Annotated in this window: 14 protein-coding genes; 7 read left to right on the top strand and 7 right to left on the bottom strand. The window is 54.6% G+C overall.

Features of this window, described 5'->3' with window-relative positions; translation table 11 throughout:
- Positions 1 to 24 precede the first annotated feature (24 nt).
- A complete protein-coding gene (locus H1D31_RS02635) occupies positions 25 to 861 on the top strand; it encodes a copper resistance protein NlpE N-terminal domain-containing protein (protein WP_261255772.1) in 837 nt (278 codons plus the stop codon).
- Here the strand turns inward: H1D31_RS02635 and H1D31_RS02630 are convergent, their stop codons facing one another.
- Genes H1D31_RS02630 through H1D31_RS02615 form a run of 4 tightly spaced genes read right to left on the bottom strand, consistent with a single transcriptional unit; the run spans position 862 to position 5,421 of the window.
- Positions 862 to 2,028 carry a DUF1343 domain-containing protein gene (locus H1D31_RS02630; RefSeq protein WP_261255770.1) on the bottom strand — a complete coding sequence of 389 codons (1,167 nt, stop codon included), beginning with the start codon at positions 2,026 to 2,028 and terminating at the stop codon, positions 862 to 864.
- On the bottom strand, positions 2,025 to 2,945 hold the full coding sequence (murQ, locus tag H1D31_RS02625; protein ID WP_008609353.1) for an N-acetylmuramic acid 6-phosphate etherase: 921 nt from the start codon (positions 2,943 to 2,945) through the stop codon (positions 2,025 to 2,027). The genes H1D31_RS02630 and murQ overlap by 4 nt, the downstream gene beginning before the upstream one ends.
- Positions 2,945 to 3,814 (bottom strand): BadF/BadG/BcrA/BcrD ATPase family protein, encoded by an 870-nt coding sequence (locus tag H1D31_RS02620; RefSeq protein ID WP_261255766.1) that lies wholly within the window; start codon positions 3,812 to 3,814, stop codon positions 2,945 to 2,947. Before H1D31_RS02620 ends, murQ begins: the two co-directional genes overlap by 1 nt.
- Positions 3,815 to 3,825: 11 nt before the next feature.
- Positions 3,826 to 5,421, bottom strand: a complete 1,596-nt coding sequence (locus H1D31_RS02615) for a sodium:solute symporter (RefSeq protein WP_261255764.1) — start codon at positions 5,419 to 5,421, stop codon at positions 3,826 to 3,828.
- A gap of 171 nt (positions 5,422 to 5,592) precedes the next feature.
- On the opposite strand from H1D31_RS02615, the gene H1D31_RS02610 reads away from it, so the two are divergent.
- Together H1D31_RS02610 and H1D31_RS02605 are read left to right on the top strand one after the other, a co-directional pair.
- Entirely contained in the window at positions 5,593 to 7,461 is a 1,869-nt protein-coding gene (locus H1D31_RS02610) for a glycoside hydrolase family 3 protein (protein WP_261255762.1), read from the top strand.
- Between the two features lies 1 nt (position 7,462).
- Entirely contained in the window at positions 7,463 to 8,647 is a 1,185-nt protein-coding gene (locus tag H1D31_RS02605; protein ID WP_261255759.1) for an acyltransferase family protein, read from the top strand.
- A gap of 3 nt (positions 8,648 to 8,650) precedes the next feature.
- On the opposite strand, the gene H1D31_RS02600 is transcribed toward H1D31_RS02605, so the two are convergent.
- The 3 genes from H1D31_RS02600 to H1D31_RS02590 form a co-directional block, all read right to left on the bottom strand.
- Positions 8,651 to 9,298, bottom strand: coding sequence for a DUF1294 domain-containing protein (locus tag H1D31_RS02600; RefSeq protein WP_261255757.1), 648 nt, complete (start codon positions 9,296 to 9,298; stop codon positions 8,651 to 8,653).
- Between the two features lie 67 nt (positions 9,299 to 9,365).
- The gene (nadC, locus tag H1D31_RS02595; RefSeq protein ID WP_261255755.1) at positions 9,366 to 10,247 is read right to left on the bottom strand and encodes a carboxylating nicotinate-nucleotide diphosphorylase; all 882 of its coding nucleotides are present in this window, start codon (positions 10,245 to 10,247) and stop codon (positions 9,366 to 9,368) included.
- Between the two features lie 89 nt (positions 10,248 to 10,336).
- The gene (locus tag H1D31_RS02590; RefSeq protein ID WP_008950960.1) at positions 10,337 to 10,855 is read right to left on the bottom strand and encodes a TIGR02281 family clan AA aspartic protease; all 519 of its coding nucleotides are present in this window, start codon (positions 10,853 to 10,855) and stop codon (positions 10,337 to 10,339) included.
- Between the two features lie 68 nt (positions 10,856 to 10,923).
- On the opposite strand from H1D31_RS02590, the gene ampD reads away from it, so the two are divergent.
- From ampD to aceE, 4 genes are all read left to right on the top strand, one after another.
- Positions 10,924 to 11,481: a 1,6-anhydro-N-acetylmuramyl-L-alanine amidase AmpD gene (gene ampD, locus H1D31_RS02585; RefSeq protein ID WP_008950961.1), complete on the top strand. Its 558-nt coding sequence runs from the start codon at positions 10,924 to 10,926 to the stop codon at positions 11,479 to 11,481.
- Positions 11,478 to 12,524, top strand: a complete 1,047-nt coding sequence (gene ampE, locus H1D31_RS02580) for a regulatory signaling modulator protein AmpE (protein WP_261255748.1) — start codon at positions 11,478 to 11,480, stop codon at positions 12,522 to 12,524. The genes ampD and ampE overlap by 4 nt, the downstream gene beginning before the upstream one ends.
- Positions 12,525 to 12,873: 349 nt before the next feature.
- Complete coding sequence (pdhR, locus tag H1D31_RS02575; RefSeq protein ID WP_008609336.1) at positions 12,874 to 13,632, top strand: pyruvate dehydrogenase complex transcriptional repressor PdhR; 759 nt, start codon at positions 12,874 to 12,876, stop codon at positions 13,630 to 13,632.
- 48 nt (positions 13,633 to 13,680) lie between these two features.
- Positions 13,681 to 16,347 carry a pyruvate dehydrogenase (acetyl-transferring), homodimeric type gene (aceE, locus tag H1D31_RS02570; protein ID WP_008985399.1) on the top strand — a complete coding sequence of 889 codons (2,667 nt, stop codon included), beginning with the start codon at positions 13,681 to 13,683 and terminating at the stop codon, positions 16,345 to 16,347.
- Positions 16,348 to 16,349 lie beyond the last annotated feature (2 nt).

Here is a 16,349-nt window from a genome sequence, read left to right as displayed (position 1 = left end):
AATTAGCCAAAAAAGGAACTTACTATGCGCAAACCATACCTGTATTTACCACTGTTACTTGCCAGCAGCCTGGTACTTGTGACGGCCTGTTCACCTGAGCCGGCCAACACCACCCCGCAACCGGGGGCCGGCAGCATGCAACTGAGCAGTAATAGCCGTGATTCGCTGGACTGGGCCGGCAGCTATCAGGGGATCTTACCCTGCGCCAGTTGTGAAGGGATTAAAACCACGCTGACGCTAAGCGCCGATGGTCAATTCCAGCTGCAAAGTATTTATCTTGGTGAAGAGCCGGATAATGAATTTAACGAAACGGGGCGTTTTAGCTGGGATACCAGTGGCGGCAAAATCCGGCTGGAGAGCGAAAGTCAGGAAAATCGTTGGTTTCGGGTTGAAGAAAATGCGGTGCGGCAGCTGGATCAGCAGGGTGAGCTGATTACTGGCGACCTGGCCGAGCATTATCGTTTGGCTAAGGTCGCGACAGAGGTGGCAGCGGTGACGGCCGGTGAAGCCGTGCAGCCAGATTTGCTTGACCGCGATTGGCAGCTGACGGAGCTGCAGGGGCAGGCAGTGGCTGCTGATAGTGGCGCCTTTATCCATTTTGCGGCCGATGGCAAAGTCTGGGGCCGTTCTGGCTGTAACCGCTTTAGTGGCAGCTGGCAGGGTTCAGCCTATCGGATCCAGCTGGGGCAGCTTGCCGGCACCATGATGGCCTGTGCCGAAGATAAAATGGCACTGGAGCAGGCGTTTTTAGCGCAGCTGGCGCTGGCAGATAATTATACGCTGGCAAATGGCGAGCTGAGCCTGAACAAGGCCCGGATGGCACCGCTGGCGCGCTTTAGCGTAACAGCGGCGGCGGATTAATCATTCCGGATAGAGTAAATACGGTTGGCGTTGCAGCCTGAACTGCTGCAACGCACTTTGCCAGCTATCGCGGATCTGTGGCTCACTGTCACCACGTTCAATTTGTAACCGCAACTGATCGGTGCCGGCCAGCTTATCCATAAAGTCCGGTGCCGTGAACATCACTTTGGCGTGACTGGCAAACAGCTGCTGCCAGCGCATCAGATAGCTCAGCGTTAAGCCGTCTGTGCTGACCTGACGCAGATCTTCACCATAGACTTTTTTATCTTTTAACGGTGGATTTAGTGCTGCACCCGGCGTGCTGACCGGGACAAAGCTAAATTCGTCGCTGGCAAACTGATCATAACCCAGCACCTGAAACGGGAAGGGGGTGCCGCGCCCGACCGACAGGGGGGTGGCTTCAAAAAAGCCCAGTGAAGGGTAGAGCCGGACCGCCTGGGCATTGGGTAAATTCGGGCTGGGTGGGATTGGTAATTCGTATGGCAGGTCACGCTGATAATTCGCGTTTGGGATCACCGTTAACTGTAGCTTTTCCGCATTGGCGATCCACTGCTCGCCTTTGATCATCAGTGCCAGCTCGCCAACCGTCATGCCATGTAACAGCGGGATCGGGTGCATGCCAACAAAGGACTGAAATTTCAAATCCAGTACCGGGCCGTCCAGATAAGCACCATTCGGGTTTGGCCGGTCCAGGATCAGCATCGCAACCCCGGCAGCGGCGGCAGCCTCCATCATATAGTGCATTGAGCTGATGTAGGTGTAATAGCGCACCCCGACATCCTGAATATCAAAGATCACCAAATCCAGTTGCTGCAGTAAACTCAGATCCGGTTTTTTACTGGCGCCATACATCGACCAGATCGGCAGGCCGGTGCGGGGATCGCGGCTATCACCGACCCGGGCGCCGGCGTCGTAATCGCCACGGAAACCATGTTCAGGTGCAAAGATGCCGACCACCTGCACTTGTTGCTGTAACAGGAAATCGACCAGATGCTGCTCACCGACGCGCGAGGTTTGATTAACCAGTAAGCCCACTTTTTTACCGGCCAGCAGCGGCAAATAGCGCTCCGGTTGCTCGGCACCGGTGCGAATGGCTGCACTGTCAGCCAGCGCCGGCTGGCCACTACATAGCACTAACCATAACAGGACGAATAGCAGCTGTTTCATTGCAGCGCCTCCAGAGCTTTACGTACAAAACCTCCCTCTGCCAGCAGTTGTGCCCGACAGGCCTCGACCGGCTGGCCGCTGAGTAAATGCAATATCGCCAGCTTAGCACTCTGTTCACAGCGTGCCAGTGCCTGCTCGGCAGTTGGCTGATCGCAGTCGGTGGCCTGCATCACAATGCGCACGGCGCGCGCCACCAGTTTTTGATTACTGGCATGCAGATCAACCATCAAATTCTGATAGACCTTGCCGCTTAACACCATAGCAGCGGTGCTGAGCATATTTAAAATCATTTTCTGGGCGCTGCCGGCTTTCATCCGGGTAGAGCCGGTTACCACTTCCGGGCCGACTTCGGCACAGATCGCGATATCAGCGGCGGCCAGAATAGGCGCACCAGCATTGCAACTGATGGCAACGGTTACCGCACCACAGCGGCGGGCGTAGGCCAGGCCGCCCAGTACATAGGGTGTGCGGCCACTGGCGGCGATGCCAACCAGAATATCCTGCGGCTGAAAGCCGATCTGCTGCAGATCCTGCTCCGCCAGTTGCGGATTATCTTCGGCACCTTCGACCGCTTTATAAATCGCATTGGCTCCGCCGGCGATCAGGCCAATGACCTGGGAGTCTGGCACGCTGTAGGTCGGCGGACATTCAACGGCATCCAGAATGCCGAGCCGGCCGCTGGTGCCGGCCCCCAGATAAATCAACCGGCCACCTTTGGCAAAGGCCTGCACTATCTGTTCTACCGCCTGAGCGATCTGCGGTAGTGCCGGTGTAATGCTGTTGGCCACTTGTTGATCGGCCTGATTAATCAGCTGTACCAGCTGCAGGCTACTGAGCTGATCCAGGTTCCGACTTGCGGTGTTACGTGCTTCTGTGCTCATTGTGGCTAATTGGGCAAGCAAGGTACTGGTACTCATCAGGCCTCCGAAGGTGCAGTTGCTAACGCCTGTGCCAGCACCAGACCGCCGGTCAGGGCATCGCCGCTGGCGGCTTGTAACCGCTGTTGTAATAAGGGTGACAGCTGCGCCGCGCAGGCGGTTGCCAGCCCGCCCAGCAACACCAGGGGCAAGTCCTGGCCGGCCAGACAGCATAATGCCAGCTGATTAATGGCATCGGCCTGACGGGCCTGCAGGCGTTGGGCTGCAGGCTCACTGGCATATTGGTATACCAGCGGCGCGAGGGCGGCAAAGTCACTGGCCGTCGCTTGTTTCAGCCAGGGCAGCAGGCTGGCAGCATCTTTGCCGCAGCGCGCGGCCACTGCCGAGAACAGCGGAGTGAACGGCTTTTGCCAATCCAGTTGCCATAACAGTTCCCGCACCAATTCCCGGCCCAGCCAGGCGCCGCCGCCCTCGTCACCGATATTAAAACCCCAGCCACCTACCTGCAGCTCGGTGCCATCGGCTTCTAAGCGCATCGCTACTGAACCGGTACCGATAGCGACCACCGCCACAGGTTTGCCCTGATTAGCGCCATACAATGAGGTACGGGCATCGGTGGTGAGTTGCCATCTGGCAAAGGGTAAGGCCAGTTGTTGACTAAAGGCTTTATGCAATGCCGGATTGCCGGCACCGGCCAGACCAATTACCGCTGTGATCCCGGCCGGGCTGATGCCGGCCTGACGACACAGATCCTGCACCAGTGAGCGCACATTAATCAGCGCTTGTTGTAAATCATTGGTCAATTGAGCCGGGCCACTGGCGGCTTGCCAGCGCTGACCACTAACCACAGCTTGCAGCACACCGGCTGTTTTGGTACCACCGCCATCGATGGCCAGAAGATACGACATAAAGATTCCTCTTAACGGGAGGTTGCCAGCGCATCCGCCGCCACTTTGGCGGGCGAACCACTGACACAAACTAAAAAGGCGACCAGACTACCGAGGCAGAGTTGCCAGGTAAAGCCGAGATCCAGCGCGGCCAGCGTTGGGCTGATTTGCTGCAACACATAAGGTTGCAGCACCAAGGTCACGCCAAAGCCGGTTAGCAGCGCCGCAGTTACCGAACGGCTATTGCCGCGACGGGTAAAGAGCGCGGTAAAAAACACGCCAAGTAAACCGCTGTAGGAAAACACCATCACGCTTAACGCAAAGGCCAGCAGCGGCATATCGGAATACTGTTGCCAGTAGTAACACAGCACCGCCATCAGTGACAGCGCCAGGGCGGTGAGCAACATTGCCAGCTGCCCGGCCCGCACCAGATGCCGCTCACTGCCAGCGCTTTGCTGTGCAACACCAGCACTTTGCCGTTTGCGCCACCAGGGGGCATAAAGATCCGCCACCAGTACCGAGGCCATTGAGTTTAAGCCCGAGGTAATGGTCGACAGTGCTGCCGCTATCACGCCCACTACGACCAGACCGCGCAGGCCCGAGGGCAGTTCGTTTAGCACATAATACATAAAGACCGTGACCTTCTCGCCTTGAAAGCTGTCGGCTAACATGGCGCTGCCCTGATGCAGATCGGCGCGCTGATAAAAGATATACAGCAGAAAGCCAATTAAGATAAAAATCAGCATCACCGGGATCACCAGCAAGGCAGAAGAGAGCAGCGCCTTAGCACCTTGCTGCGGGGTTTTGCAGGTCAGCACCCGCTGCGTCATATCCTGATCCAAACCAAAGGCGGCAATATTCAGCAGCACAAAGCCGGTCAGTGCCGACCAGATATTAAAGACGCCGCTACTGCTAAAATCGACCGAAAAATCCAACAGCAGTAATTTCGAGCCGTCCTGCTCCAGCGGATGACGCAGGGCCTCCAGTAATACCGGCCAGGGCAGGCTTAAACTGTTGTACAGATATACCAGCACCACCAGCGCAGCAGTAACATAGACCACACATTGCAGGGCATCGGTATAGATCACCGAGCGGATACCACCTGCCATGGTGCAGAGCAGGCCAATGCCTGCCAGCAGCGCCACCGAAATCATTACACCACTGGCGTCGATATGGTTAAATAGCAGCATAGAGACCGCCAGCGCCGCCATAAATAAGCGGGCACCGCTGGCAAAGACCCGGCCGAATAAGTACATCTGACCGGCATGACTTTTCGCACTGGCACTAAAGCGCTGTTCCAGCAGCTCATAGACGGTAGTGACTTTCAGGGCGTAATAGCGTGGGATCAGAAAGCGCATCACAAAGAACGCTGCCAGCACGGCGCCGATATTCGAAGCCAGATAACTCAGGTTGCCGCGAAAGCCCAGATCCGGGCCACCCAGAAAGGTCGCGGCAGACTGTGAGGTCGCCAGCACTGAAATGGCCACCAGGGCGGCGGGCATGGTGTTGGCACCCAGAAAGTAATCGCTGCTATTTTGCGCCCGCTTTTGATTAACCCACCAGGCAAGCAGGGCGAGCACAAAAAAATAGCTGCAAAAGACCAGCCAATCTACTAAGGTGAGCTGCATAAGCGGCAAGTCCGTGGTTTTACTGAGCCCCGTTGGCTGAGGGGCAGTTTTTTAAGCAGCAGTAAAGCATAACTGCTAAGCGATGAACAGTGTAAACTATTCGTGTTTGCGAAAAATTCATGAATAAATTATGTTGGACGGCGTTCAACTTTCTACACAGGGAGCACAACTGTGGCGGTAGTAACCAAAGCTGGCTTAGGTAAATGGCTGGGGAGTGTAATGATGATCTGTAGTCTTGGCGCCAGTAGTCTGACAGAGGCCGCTGCCAAACAAAAAACGCCGCCAGTGCGGCAGATGCTGGGCCAGAAATTAATGCTGGATCTGCGTTATTATTGCGAGCAGCCGGTGGCGCCCGGAGCCTGTCGCACCCCACTAACCCAGTTGCCGCCAGCATTGGCAGAGCTGATTACCCAACATCATATCGGCGGGGTGATCCTGTTTGCCGAGAATCTGCAGGATCCGGAGCAAATCGTTAAACTGAATCTGGATTTACAACAGGCCGCTGCTAAAGCCGGCGCTTTGCCATTATTTATTGGAATTGATCAGGAAGGAGGCCGGGTAGCCCGCTTACCACGGCAACAATCCACCTCCTTTAGTGGCAATATGGCAATAGGCGCAACCTTTGCCCAGCACGGCAACCGCTTTGCCACTGAGGTTGGGCAGATCCTGGCCGCGGAATTGCTGAGCCTGGGCATTAACGTTAACTTTGCGCCCACTGTTGATGTCAACGTGAATCCACAGAACCCGGTAATCAATGTGCGCTCCTTTGGCGAAGAGCCGCATAAGGTCGCGGTACTGGGCAGCGCCATGACCAAAGCCATGCAGCAAAAAGGCTTGCTGGTATCACTGAAACATTTCCCCGGCCATGGCGATACTCATGTTGATAGTCATCTCGGTTTGCCGCGGGTCGATCACAGTAAAGAGCAGATCGCCCGCGTCGACTTACTGCCTTTTGCCCAGATTATCAAAGAAGCTGCGCCGGCGATGATTATGACCGCGCATATCCAGTTCCCGGCGCTGGATAGCAGTACCTTTAGCAGCAAAAACGGCGAACAGATGGTCAAGCCGGCAACGTTGTCGCGCAGCATCCTGACCGGCGTACTGCGTGAACAGCTGAATTATCAGGGCCTGATTGTGACCGATGCACTGGATATGGCCGGGATCAGCCATTTCTTTACTGTGCCACAGGCGGTGATTGAAACCTTCGCTGCCGGGGCGGATATTGCCCTGATGCCGGTAAAGCTGCAAAGCCCGGCGGAGCTGGCCAATCTGGCGGCGTTACTGGACGAGCTGGAAGCGGCGGTACAAAGCGGCAAGTTATCGCAGCGCGAACTGTACGCCTCCTATCAGCGGATAGTCGCTGCCAAGCAGCCGCTGCAAAGTCAGGCCAGGCCGGATGCCCGTTTGGCCCGCACTGTGCTGGCTAATCCGTTACACCGGGCCAGTGAACTGGCATTGGCGCGGGCGGCCGTGACAGTGGTGAAAGGCGAATCCAGCTTGCCGCTGAATTTAACTAATAAAACCACGGTGCTGCTGATGCCGGATCTGAGCAAGGGCACCTTGCTAAAACACTACCTGCAGCAGCTGGCTCCCAATGCCGGTAACATTGAGCTGATTAGCCTGCAACGGCTGAATTTGGATCAGGCGAAGCAGCAAATTGCCGCCGCCGATCAGGTAATTGCCGGTTTTATCTCGCCAATGCAGTCTTTAGCAGAAATTGGTGGTATGGATGATTTATCCGGCATTCGCAATCTGGGCGAGGCCTATCAGAAACAGCAGCAGTACTTTTTACAACTGCTGCAATATGGTGCGGCGCTGAAAAAGCCGCAAACCTTTGTTAGCCTGCGCTCGCCTTATGAGATCAGCCTGTATGCCCCCTATGCCGAGCGCACCCTGGCAACCTACGCCTATCACGGCTGGCAGGATGAAAAAGGTAACTGGGTTAGCCCGGTGTATCAGGCATTAGCCGAGGTGTTATTAGGTCAGAGTAAAGCAACCGGCCGCTTACCGGTGACGCTGGTGGCGCAACCGGAAAACTGAGATGCTATTGCGACACTGTCAGCAGATCTTAGCCCAGCAACCGGCCAACCGCATGCTGGCGCTGGATGCGCTGCGCGGGCTGGCGATCCTGGCGATGATACTGGTGAATAATCCGGGCAGCTGGCAGTATGTCTACCCGCCGTTGTTACATGCCGAGTGGCATGGCTGGACGCCCACCGATTTGATTTTCCCGGCTTTTCTGGTAATGGTGGGGATGGCGATCCCCTACAGCCTGGCTGGCCGGCAGATGCTACCCAAAGCGGAGCAGATCCGCCAGGGCGCCATCCGGGCACTAAAGCTGTATCTGTTGGGGCTGTTTCTGGTGCTGTTTTACTATAATTTCCGTGACCCCAGTTACAGCTATCTGCAACAAAAACTGCTGACAGTGCGCTGGTCCGGTGTACTACAACGTATTGGTATTGTCTATTTTTGTACTTTATTGATTGTGCTGTACAGCGGTACCCGCGGCCGTGTGCTGTGGTTAAGCGGGTTATGCCTGTTATATTTTTTGCTGATGCAGTTTGTGCCCTACCGCGATAACTACGGCCATACCTTTGTTGGCTTGTGGGAACATGGTAATAATCTGGCGGCTTGGCTCGATCATCAGCTGTTGGGGCCAAATCATGTGTATTTTCGTAGCGCCACGCCCTTTGCCTTCGATCCTGAGGGCATTCTGAGCACCCTGCCGGCGATTGCCAGCTGTTTAAGCGGGGTATTAATGGCGCAGCTGCTGCAGAATAAGGCGGAGCTGGCATTTAAGCTGCGGGTGCTGTTGCTATCCGGTCTGGCGGCGGTCTGGATCGCGGAGCTGGCGCATCCGGCCTTGCCGATTAACAAAATGCTGTGGACACCGACCTTTGTGCTGCTAAGTAGCGGTTTCACTGCGTTAATGCTGGCGCTGTTTCTGTGGTTAACGGAAATGAAGCGCTACCGGCTCTGGACGGCGCCGCTGCTGGTATTTGGTGTTAATGCCATTTTATTCTTTATGCTTGCCGGGGTGGCGGCGCGGGTGTTATCGATGGTGCCGGTCGCCGGCACCACGCTGGGAAACTGGCTGTACCGCAGTGCTTTCCAGCCACTGTTTGGTGACTATAACGGCTCGTTAGCCTACGCCATCTGCTTTTTGCTGTTGTCTTATATCGGTATGCTTTATTGCTATCGTCGCGGCTGGATTTTTAAGGTGTAGCAGCTAGCTGAATAAGGCCAGCCGGCTTAAGAACTGCTGGCCATGTTGCGACATCAGCCATAACAGTAACAGGCAGTTACCCAGTACTACTAACCAGAACTCCCGTTGAAACAAAGCCTTACTGCGCTTATGCGCCAGTTTTTTTTGCGCCACCAGCGCGCCGGGCCAGCCGCCAATCAGACTAAACATTTGCAGACTTTCTTCCGGCAGGCGTTGGGTTTGCCGGGCCACAGCGGCATTTTTATCGGCCTGATACAACCAGTAGGTAAAGAGGCTGGCTTCCAGATATAAGATAGGTAACAGGTAGGGCAGGGTACCGAACAGCAGTGCAATAATCACCAGCATCAAAAAGGCAGCACGAAAATACAGCGCCACATCCTGGGTATAATCCAAATCAACGCTGCTAAGCCGTGGTAAAGGGTGCTGCCGGGTCGCCGGGTTGGCGCTTAGGATGCTCAGCTGAGTGGCAATAGGCCGGCCCTGTTTATCGGTGCCAATACTAAACTGCAGCTCATCACCTTCAGCCGGGCGGCTTTTACTGTCGGTAAAATCCCGGATATGAAAAAACAGCTTCTGCTCAGTTTGCTGACACAGCAAAAAGCCGAAGCCCTTTTTATCCTGCCAGAATACTACCTTACCCGTTAGCTGCATCTGCCACACTCCCGGCGCCAAAGTTGCAGCACCCAAGGTTTAAGTGTAGCAGAGCACGGGCGCATTCTTAGCCTCTTTGCTGTAAGCGCATCGATAAATCGATGGCCTGGACATGCTTGGTCAGAGCGCCACTGGAGATAAAATCGACACCGGTCGCTGCCAGTTCGCCAAGCCGCTCACTGGTAATATTACCCGATACTTCCAGCTTAGCCCGGCCCTGATTTAGCAGTACCGCCTGACGGATCTCCGGTGTAGCGAAATTATCCAGCATAATAATATCGGCGCCGGCAGTCAGTGCCTGTTTCAGCTCGTCCAGGTTTTCCACTTCTACTTCGACCGGCTTGCCGGGAAAGTTTTGCCGCGCCTGCTGCACCGCCTGACTGATTGAGCCGGCCGCTGCAATATGATTTTCTTTAATTAAAAAGGCATCAAACAGCCCAAAACGATGATTCAGGCCACCGCCACAGCTAACGGCATATTTCTGGGCAAAGCGTAAGCCGGGCAGGGTTTTACGGGTATCCAGCAGCCGGGTGTTGCTGCCTTCCAGGTAGCGCACATAATGGGCAGTGGTGGTGGCCGTACCGCTTAGCAGTTGCAGAAAATTCAGCGCGGTACGCTCACCGGTAAGCAGCGCTCTTGCCGGTCCTTGCAGGGTACAGATCAGACTATTTGCACTTAAGCGGTCACCGTCAGTGGCGTGCCACTGAATGCTGACCTGATTACCCAGCTGCAGAAAGACTTCATTAACAAAGCCACTGCCGCACAGCACACAGTCTTCGCGGGTAATAATGGTTGCCACCGCCTGCTGGCTGGCCGGGATCAGAGAAGCGGTAATATCGCCAAGCTCAGCGTTTTGCTGGCCAAGATCTTCAGCCAGGGCAGCCGCAACAGCGCGGCGCAGCTCATCGGCTAACAAAGGATGCTGAAAAGGGGTAACAGGGCTACTCATGGTTTAGGTCACTATCCGGTTTAGAAAAGGGTATACAACGCCGAAGCTGAATGCGACTTGAACAATCTGACTTGAGCAATGCGACGCGGCTACAAACGTTGGATCAGCGTTAACTGATTTCCTTGCTGGCGAAATTCTAACTGTTTTAGGGCGCTCATACCTAACAAAATCTCAGTACCGCCTAAATTTGGCACTATGCTGGCCGGGACCTGATACAGCACAATATCGCCCAGCTGCAGCTCGGCGATTTCACTGCGCCAGGCGTTACTGATGCCATTGGCAGTGGCGACCCGAATTTGCTGGCCCTTTTGCATACCGAGTAAGGCCGCACTGCGCTCTGAGACCGCGACTGTGGTGGCGCCGGTATCCAGTAAAAACTCGGCGCGCTGACCGTTAATCAGCGCTACGCCGAGATAATGGCCGGCCCGATTGCGGGTTAGCTGGGTAATAATTTCGCCATTACCGCGGCTGCTTTGCAGTTGCTGATTCGGGTTTTGCTGCTTGCCCAGATAATCCTGAAAGAACCAGAACAGCACGACAACCAGCACTATCCAGGCCAGGATATGAAAGATCCGACCAAAGGAAGAACTGACTTCAGGTGCTTGCATAAAAGATCCCCAGCATCGACAATAGGCCTACAGTGTACTAAGACCAGAGCGCTACGGCAAAATTCCCGATGATTGCAGCCAAGCCACCGCTGATCCTTCGCCCCAGCGCGCATTTTGATGAGCGCCCTGACCCCACCGATATCAGTTTACTGGTGATCCACAATATCAGTTTACCCGCCGGTGAATTTGCTGCCCGCCCGGAGCAGAGTTATGTCGACGCGCTATTTTGCGGCCAGCTGGATTGCAGCGCGCATCCGAGTTTTAGTGACTTAGCCAACCTCAGAGTCGCGGCGCATTGTGTGATCTGGCGCGATGGTCAGATCTTCCAGTATGTGCCGTTTGAAAAACGCGCCTGGCATGCCGGTGTCAGCCAGTTTGCTGGTCGCGAACGCTGTAATGACTTTTCGATCGGTATTGAGTTAGAGGGCACCGACAATATACCCTATACTGAACAACAATATAGCAGCTTGCTTCAGCTAAGCCGTTATTTGTTGGCGCAGTACCCTGCCATCACCGCGGAGCGGATTGTTGGCCATTGCGATATCGCGCCCGGTCGCAAAACTGACCCCGGCCCGGCTTTTGATTGGGCCCGCTATAAAACGGCGCTAAAGGAGAACAAGGCATGACCCTGATAAGTATGTTACTGGCATTGATTATTGAGCGACTGGCGGTGCGTAGTGACGCCTGGCAAGCCCGCCCTTATTGTCAGGCCTATCTGAAACTGACCGCTGGTTCCGGCCTGAAACAACTGGCTGAGCATCAATATGGCCGTTACCTGTGGATCCTGCTGCCCGGCCTGTTGGTGGCCGTATTACTGCATCTGCTGGATAACCGCCTGCTGACATTAGTAGTGAATACACTGGTACTGCTGGTGGGGATTGGTTGCTGGCATTACCGGCAGTTGTATAAACAGTATTTAAATGCCCAGGAGCGCGGCGATGCCGAGGCGGCGCACCTGGCCATGCAGCAGATCAGTCAGGATAGCCGCAGCACGGTAGACAGCAGTCAGGGGCTAACCCTGGTTTGGTTAAACTTCCGCTACTATGCCGCTGTGGTGTTCTGGTTCTTAATTCTGGGCGCCTTTGGGGTCATTACCTATGCCTTGCTGCGGCATCTGAATGAACAAACCGCAACCGAACAAGCGGCAGCGGCTAAGGTAGTAGACGAGCATAGCGATCCGCTGGCAGAAAGTGAAACTGCTGCGGCCTATGGTGCGGAATACAGCCAAGCTGACTACAGCACTGCCGATGATATCAGTGCTGACAGCAATGGCGCTGATAACAGTGCTGAGCCGGTCACTATGGATGCTGCTATCGACAGCGATACCGAGAGTCTGAGTGCTGAGCCAGAGTCAGCGCCTGCCGCCCGGGATGCACTTAACTGCATGCTGCATTGGGCGGACTGGTTCCCGGCACGGTTATTTGGTTTGGGTTTTGCGTTGGTGGGGCATTTCTCCCGCGCCTCAAATGCCTTGCTTGGCTATTTCCTGGATTTTACCGCCAGCAACGAACAGGTGGTAAAGGATGTGGCGCGTGCCGCTGAACCCTTACCGGAAGAAGTCGTAAACGGTATTGAAGATACCAGCAGCATGGTACAACTGGCCAAACGCAATATGCTGTTCTTCCTGGCCTTTACCGCGATCTTAACGCTGAGCGGCTGGCTCGGTTAATTTGGCGGGTTTACTGTAGCTCCTCAGTGTTATCTCTTGCTTAAGGCGCCATTTGGCGCCTTTTTTATTGCCGCTGGCGTAAAGAACTGCATTGGTTAGCAGCAGTCAGTAGATAAGTATTCATTATAATTGGTCAGACCAATTTATTTCAGTATTGAAACATTCGCCATTTTCTGAGTAATTACTCTAACAAAATCGCGCTTGCCAGCCCCGAAAAATTCTGCTTTATTTACAAGCTGTGCAGAAAATGCTAGCCTGCTGCCCAAATTCTGAAAATTGGTAAGACCAATTTACCGGGGCAAAATGGCCACTAGCCTGATATGCAAATTAAGGATCTCTGCCACCCATTATGGCTGATTTAAAAATTAAGCCTGCCAAATTATCCGACCAGATAGTGGCGCAGCTGGAACATTTACTACTGGAGGGCAGCTTTAAGCCCGGCCAGAAGCTACCTTCAGAGCGCGAGCTGGCTGAGCGCTTTGCGGTATCGCGTCCATCGCTGCGTGAAGCTATTCAAAAGCTGGAAGCCAAGGGCCTGGTCAATCGGCGCCAGGGCGGTGGCACTTACGTTTGCGACAATATGGTCAAGCAGCTGACTGATCCGCTGTTTATGCTGCTGGCGCAATATCCGGACTCGCAGTTCGACTTTCTGGAATTTCGCCACGCGCTGGAAGGTATTTGCGCCTATTACGCGGCGCTACGTGGTACTGAAGCCGATCATAAAAAGATTAAAGCCTCGTACGAGGATATCTGCCTGCAGCAGCAGTTACAGGACAGTGATGCCGAAGCCAAAGCCGTGACCCAGTTTTACCTGGCGGTGGCGGAAGCGTCACACAATATCGTGTTGTTACATTTGGTCAGAAGCCTGACGCCGCTGACCGAACAGAATATCCGCTTAAACTTAGCCGCCTTGCAACAGCGTGACGGCTACGCCGACAAATTAAATGAGCATCGGCGCCGGTTAATGCAGGCGGTAATTAGCAGGGAGCCCGAACTGGCCCGTCAGGCCAGTAACGGGCATTTAGCTTATATAGAAGAAGCTTTGCTGGAAGTGAGCAAAGAGCGCTCCCGTATTGAGCGCTCGTTGCGACGGTCGCAGCAGGCATAATTATTTTTGCAGCACGCCTCGGCGTGATTAACCAAAGGAAACCTCGATATGTCTGAAGTCAGTAAGGTTGACATCGACGCTCTGGAAACCAAAGAGTGGCTGGAAGCGTTGGAGTCGGTGGTGCGTACCGAAGGGGTAGAGCGGGCGCAGTTTTTGCTGGAGCAGGTACTGGAGCAGGCCCGGCTGGAAGGCGTCGATATGCCGACCGGTGTCACCACCAACTACATCAATACCATTCCACCGCAACAAGAACCGGCCTATCCGGGCGATGTGAACCTGGAGCGGCGTATTCGCTCGGTGATCCGCTGGAACGCCATTATGATCGTGCTGCGTGGTTCGAAAAAAGATCTGGAACTGGGTGGCCATATGGCGTCGTTCCAGTCTTCTGCCGCTTTCTATGAAACCTGTTTTAACCACTTCTTCCGCGCGCCGAACGAAAAAGACGGCGGCGATCTGGTGTACTATCAGGGCCATATTTCACCGGGTATCTATGCCCGTGCCTTTGTTGAAGGCCGTTTAACTGCAGAGCAGCTGGATAACTTCCGTCAGGAAGTGGATGGCAAGGGCCTGTCGAGCTACCCGCACCCGAAACTGATGCCGGAATTCTGGCAATTCCCGACCGTATCGATGGGTTTAGGCCCAATTACCGCCATTTATCAGGCGCGTTTCTTAAAGTACTTAAATGGCCGTGGTTTAAAAGACACCAGCGCGCAGCGCGTTTATGCCTTCCTCGGTGACGGTGAGATGGACGAGCCGGAATCACGCGGCGCCATTTCGTTTGCTGCCCGTGAAAAACTGGGCAACCTGTGCTTCCTGGTCAACTGTAACCTGCAGCGCCTGGATGGCCCGGTAATGGGTAACGGTAAGATTATCCAGGAGCTGGAAGGGTTATTCCGCGGCGCCGGCTGGAACGTGATCAAAGTGGTGTGGGGCCGTGGTTGGGACAAGCTGCTGGCCAAGGATACTACCGGTAAGTTACTGCAGCTGATGAATGAAACAGTAGACGGTGACTACCAAACTTACAAAGCCAAAGATGGCGCCTATGTGCGCGAGCATTTCTTTGGCCGTTACCCGGAAACGGCGGCACTGGTTGCCGACATGACTGACGAAGAGATCTTCGCCTTAAAACGCGGCGGTCATGAACCATCTAAGCTGTATGCGGCCTTTAAAGCAGCCCAGGCCTGCACCGATAAGCCAACGGTTATTCTGGCGAAAACGGTTAAAGGTTATGGCATGGGTGACGCTGCCGAAGGTAAGAACATTGCGCACCAGGTCAAGAAAATGGACCTGACGCATGTTAAACAGCTGCGTACCCGCCTGGGTTTAGAAGACTATATCAGCGAAGAGCAGGTTGCCGATTTACCTTATATCAAGCTGCCGGAAGGCTCGCCGGAACTGCAATACCTGCACGATCGCCGTAAAGCCTTACATGGCTATACGCCGGTGCGGTTACCGAAGTTCAGCGAAACCCTGACGCTGCCAGAGCTGTCGGCCTTTGATTCGCTGCTGGAAGAGCAAAAGCGCGAAATCTCCACTACGCTGGCTTATGTGCGGGCGCTGAATATCCTGCTGAAAGATCAGCATATTGGTCAGCGCATCGTGCCGATTATTGCCGACGAAGCCCGTACCTTTGGTATGGAAGGCTTATTCCGTCAGATTGGTATCTATAACCCGCACGGTCAGAACTATACGCCGGAAGACCGCTCGGTGGTGTCTTACTACAAAGAAGATACCGCGGGTCAGGTACTGCAAGAGGGTATCAACGAACTGGGTGCCATGTCGTCCTGGGTAGCGGCGGCAACGTCTTACAGCACCAATGATCTGCCGATGATCCCGTTCTATATCTACTATTCGATGTTCGGCTTCCAGCGGGTTGGCGATATGGCCTGGCTGGCCGGTGATCAGCAGGCGCGTGGTTTCCTGTTAGGTGCCACTGCCGGTCGTACTACGTTAAACGGTGAAGGCTTACAGCACGAAGATGGTCACAGCCATATTCTGGCCGGCACAGTACCGAACTGTATTTCTTATGATCCGACCTATGCCTACGAGCTGGCGGTGATTCTGCAAGACGGCATCCGTCGCATGTATGGTCCGGAGCAGGAGAATATCTATTACTACATTACCGTAATGAACGAAAGCTACCATCATCCGGCGATGCCAAAAGGCGCCGAAGAGGGCATCCGCAAGGGTATCTACAAGCTGGAGTCGTATAACGGTGGGCGCGGTAAGGTGCAGTTACTGGGCTCAGGTACCATCCTGAACGAAGTGCGTAAAGCAGCCGACATTCTGAGTAAAGACTACGATGTCGCCTCAGATGTGTACTCTGTGACTTCCTTTAACGAGCTGGCGCGCGATGGTCAGGATTGCGAGCGTTTCAATATGCTGCATCCGGAAGCGGCCGAGAAGGTGCCATTTGTGGCGCAGGTGCTGAACAAGGCGCCGGCGATTGCAGCCACCGACTATATGAAAAACTACGCCGAACAGATCCGTGCCTTTATCCCGGCCAATAGCTACAAGGTACTGGGTACCGACGGTTATGGTCGCTCGGATAGCCGCGAAAACCTGCGTCGCCATTTTGAAGTTAACGCCGGCTATATCGTGGTCGCAGCGCTAAACGAACTGGCGAAGCAAGGCGAGCTGAAAAAAGCGGTAGTGGCCGAAGCGATTAAGAAATTTGGCATTGACGCCGACAAAACCAACCCGCTGTACGCATAAGA

Origin of the sequence: Alishewanella sp. BS5-314, assembly GCF_025377695.1 — a bacterium.
Classification (GTDB): domain Bacteria; phylum Pseudomonadota; class Gammaproteobacteria; order Enterobacterales; family Alteromonadaceae; genus Alishewanella; species Alishewanella aestuarii.
The sequence above is the reverse complement of the archived record's forward strand: the minus strand, read 5'-3'. Positions and strand labels throughout refer to the sequence as shown.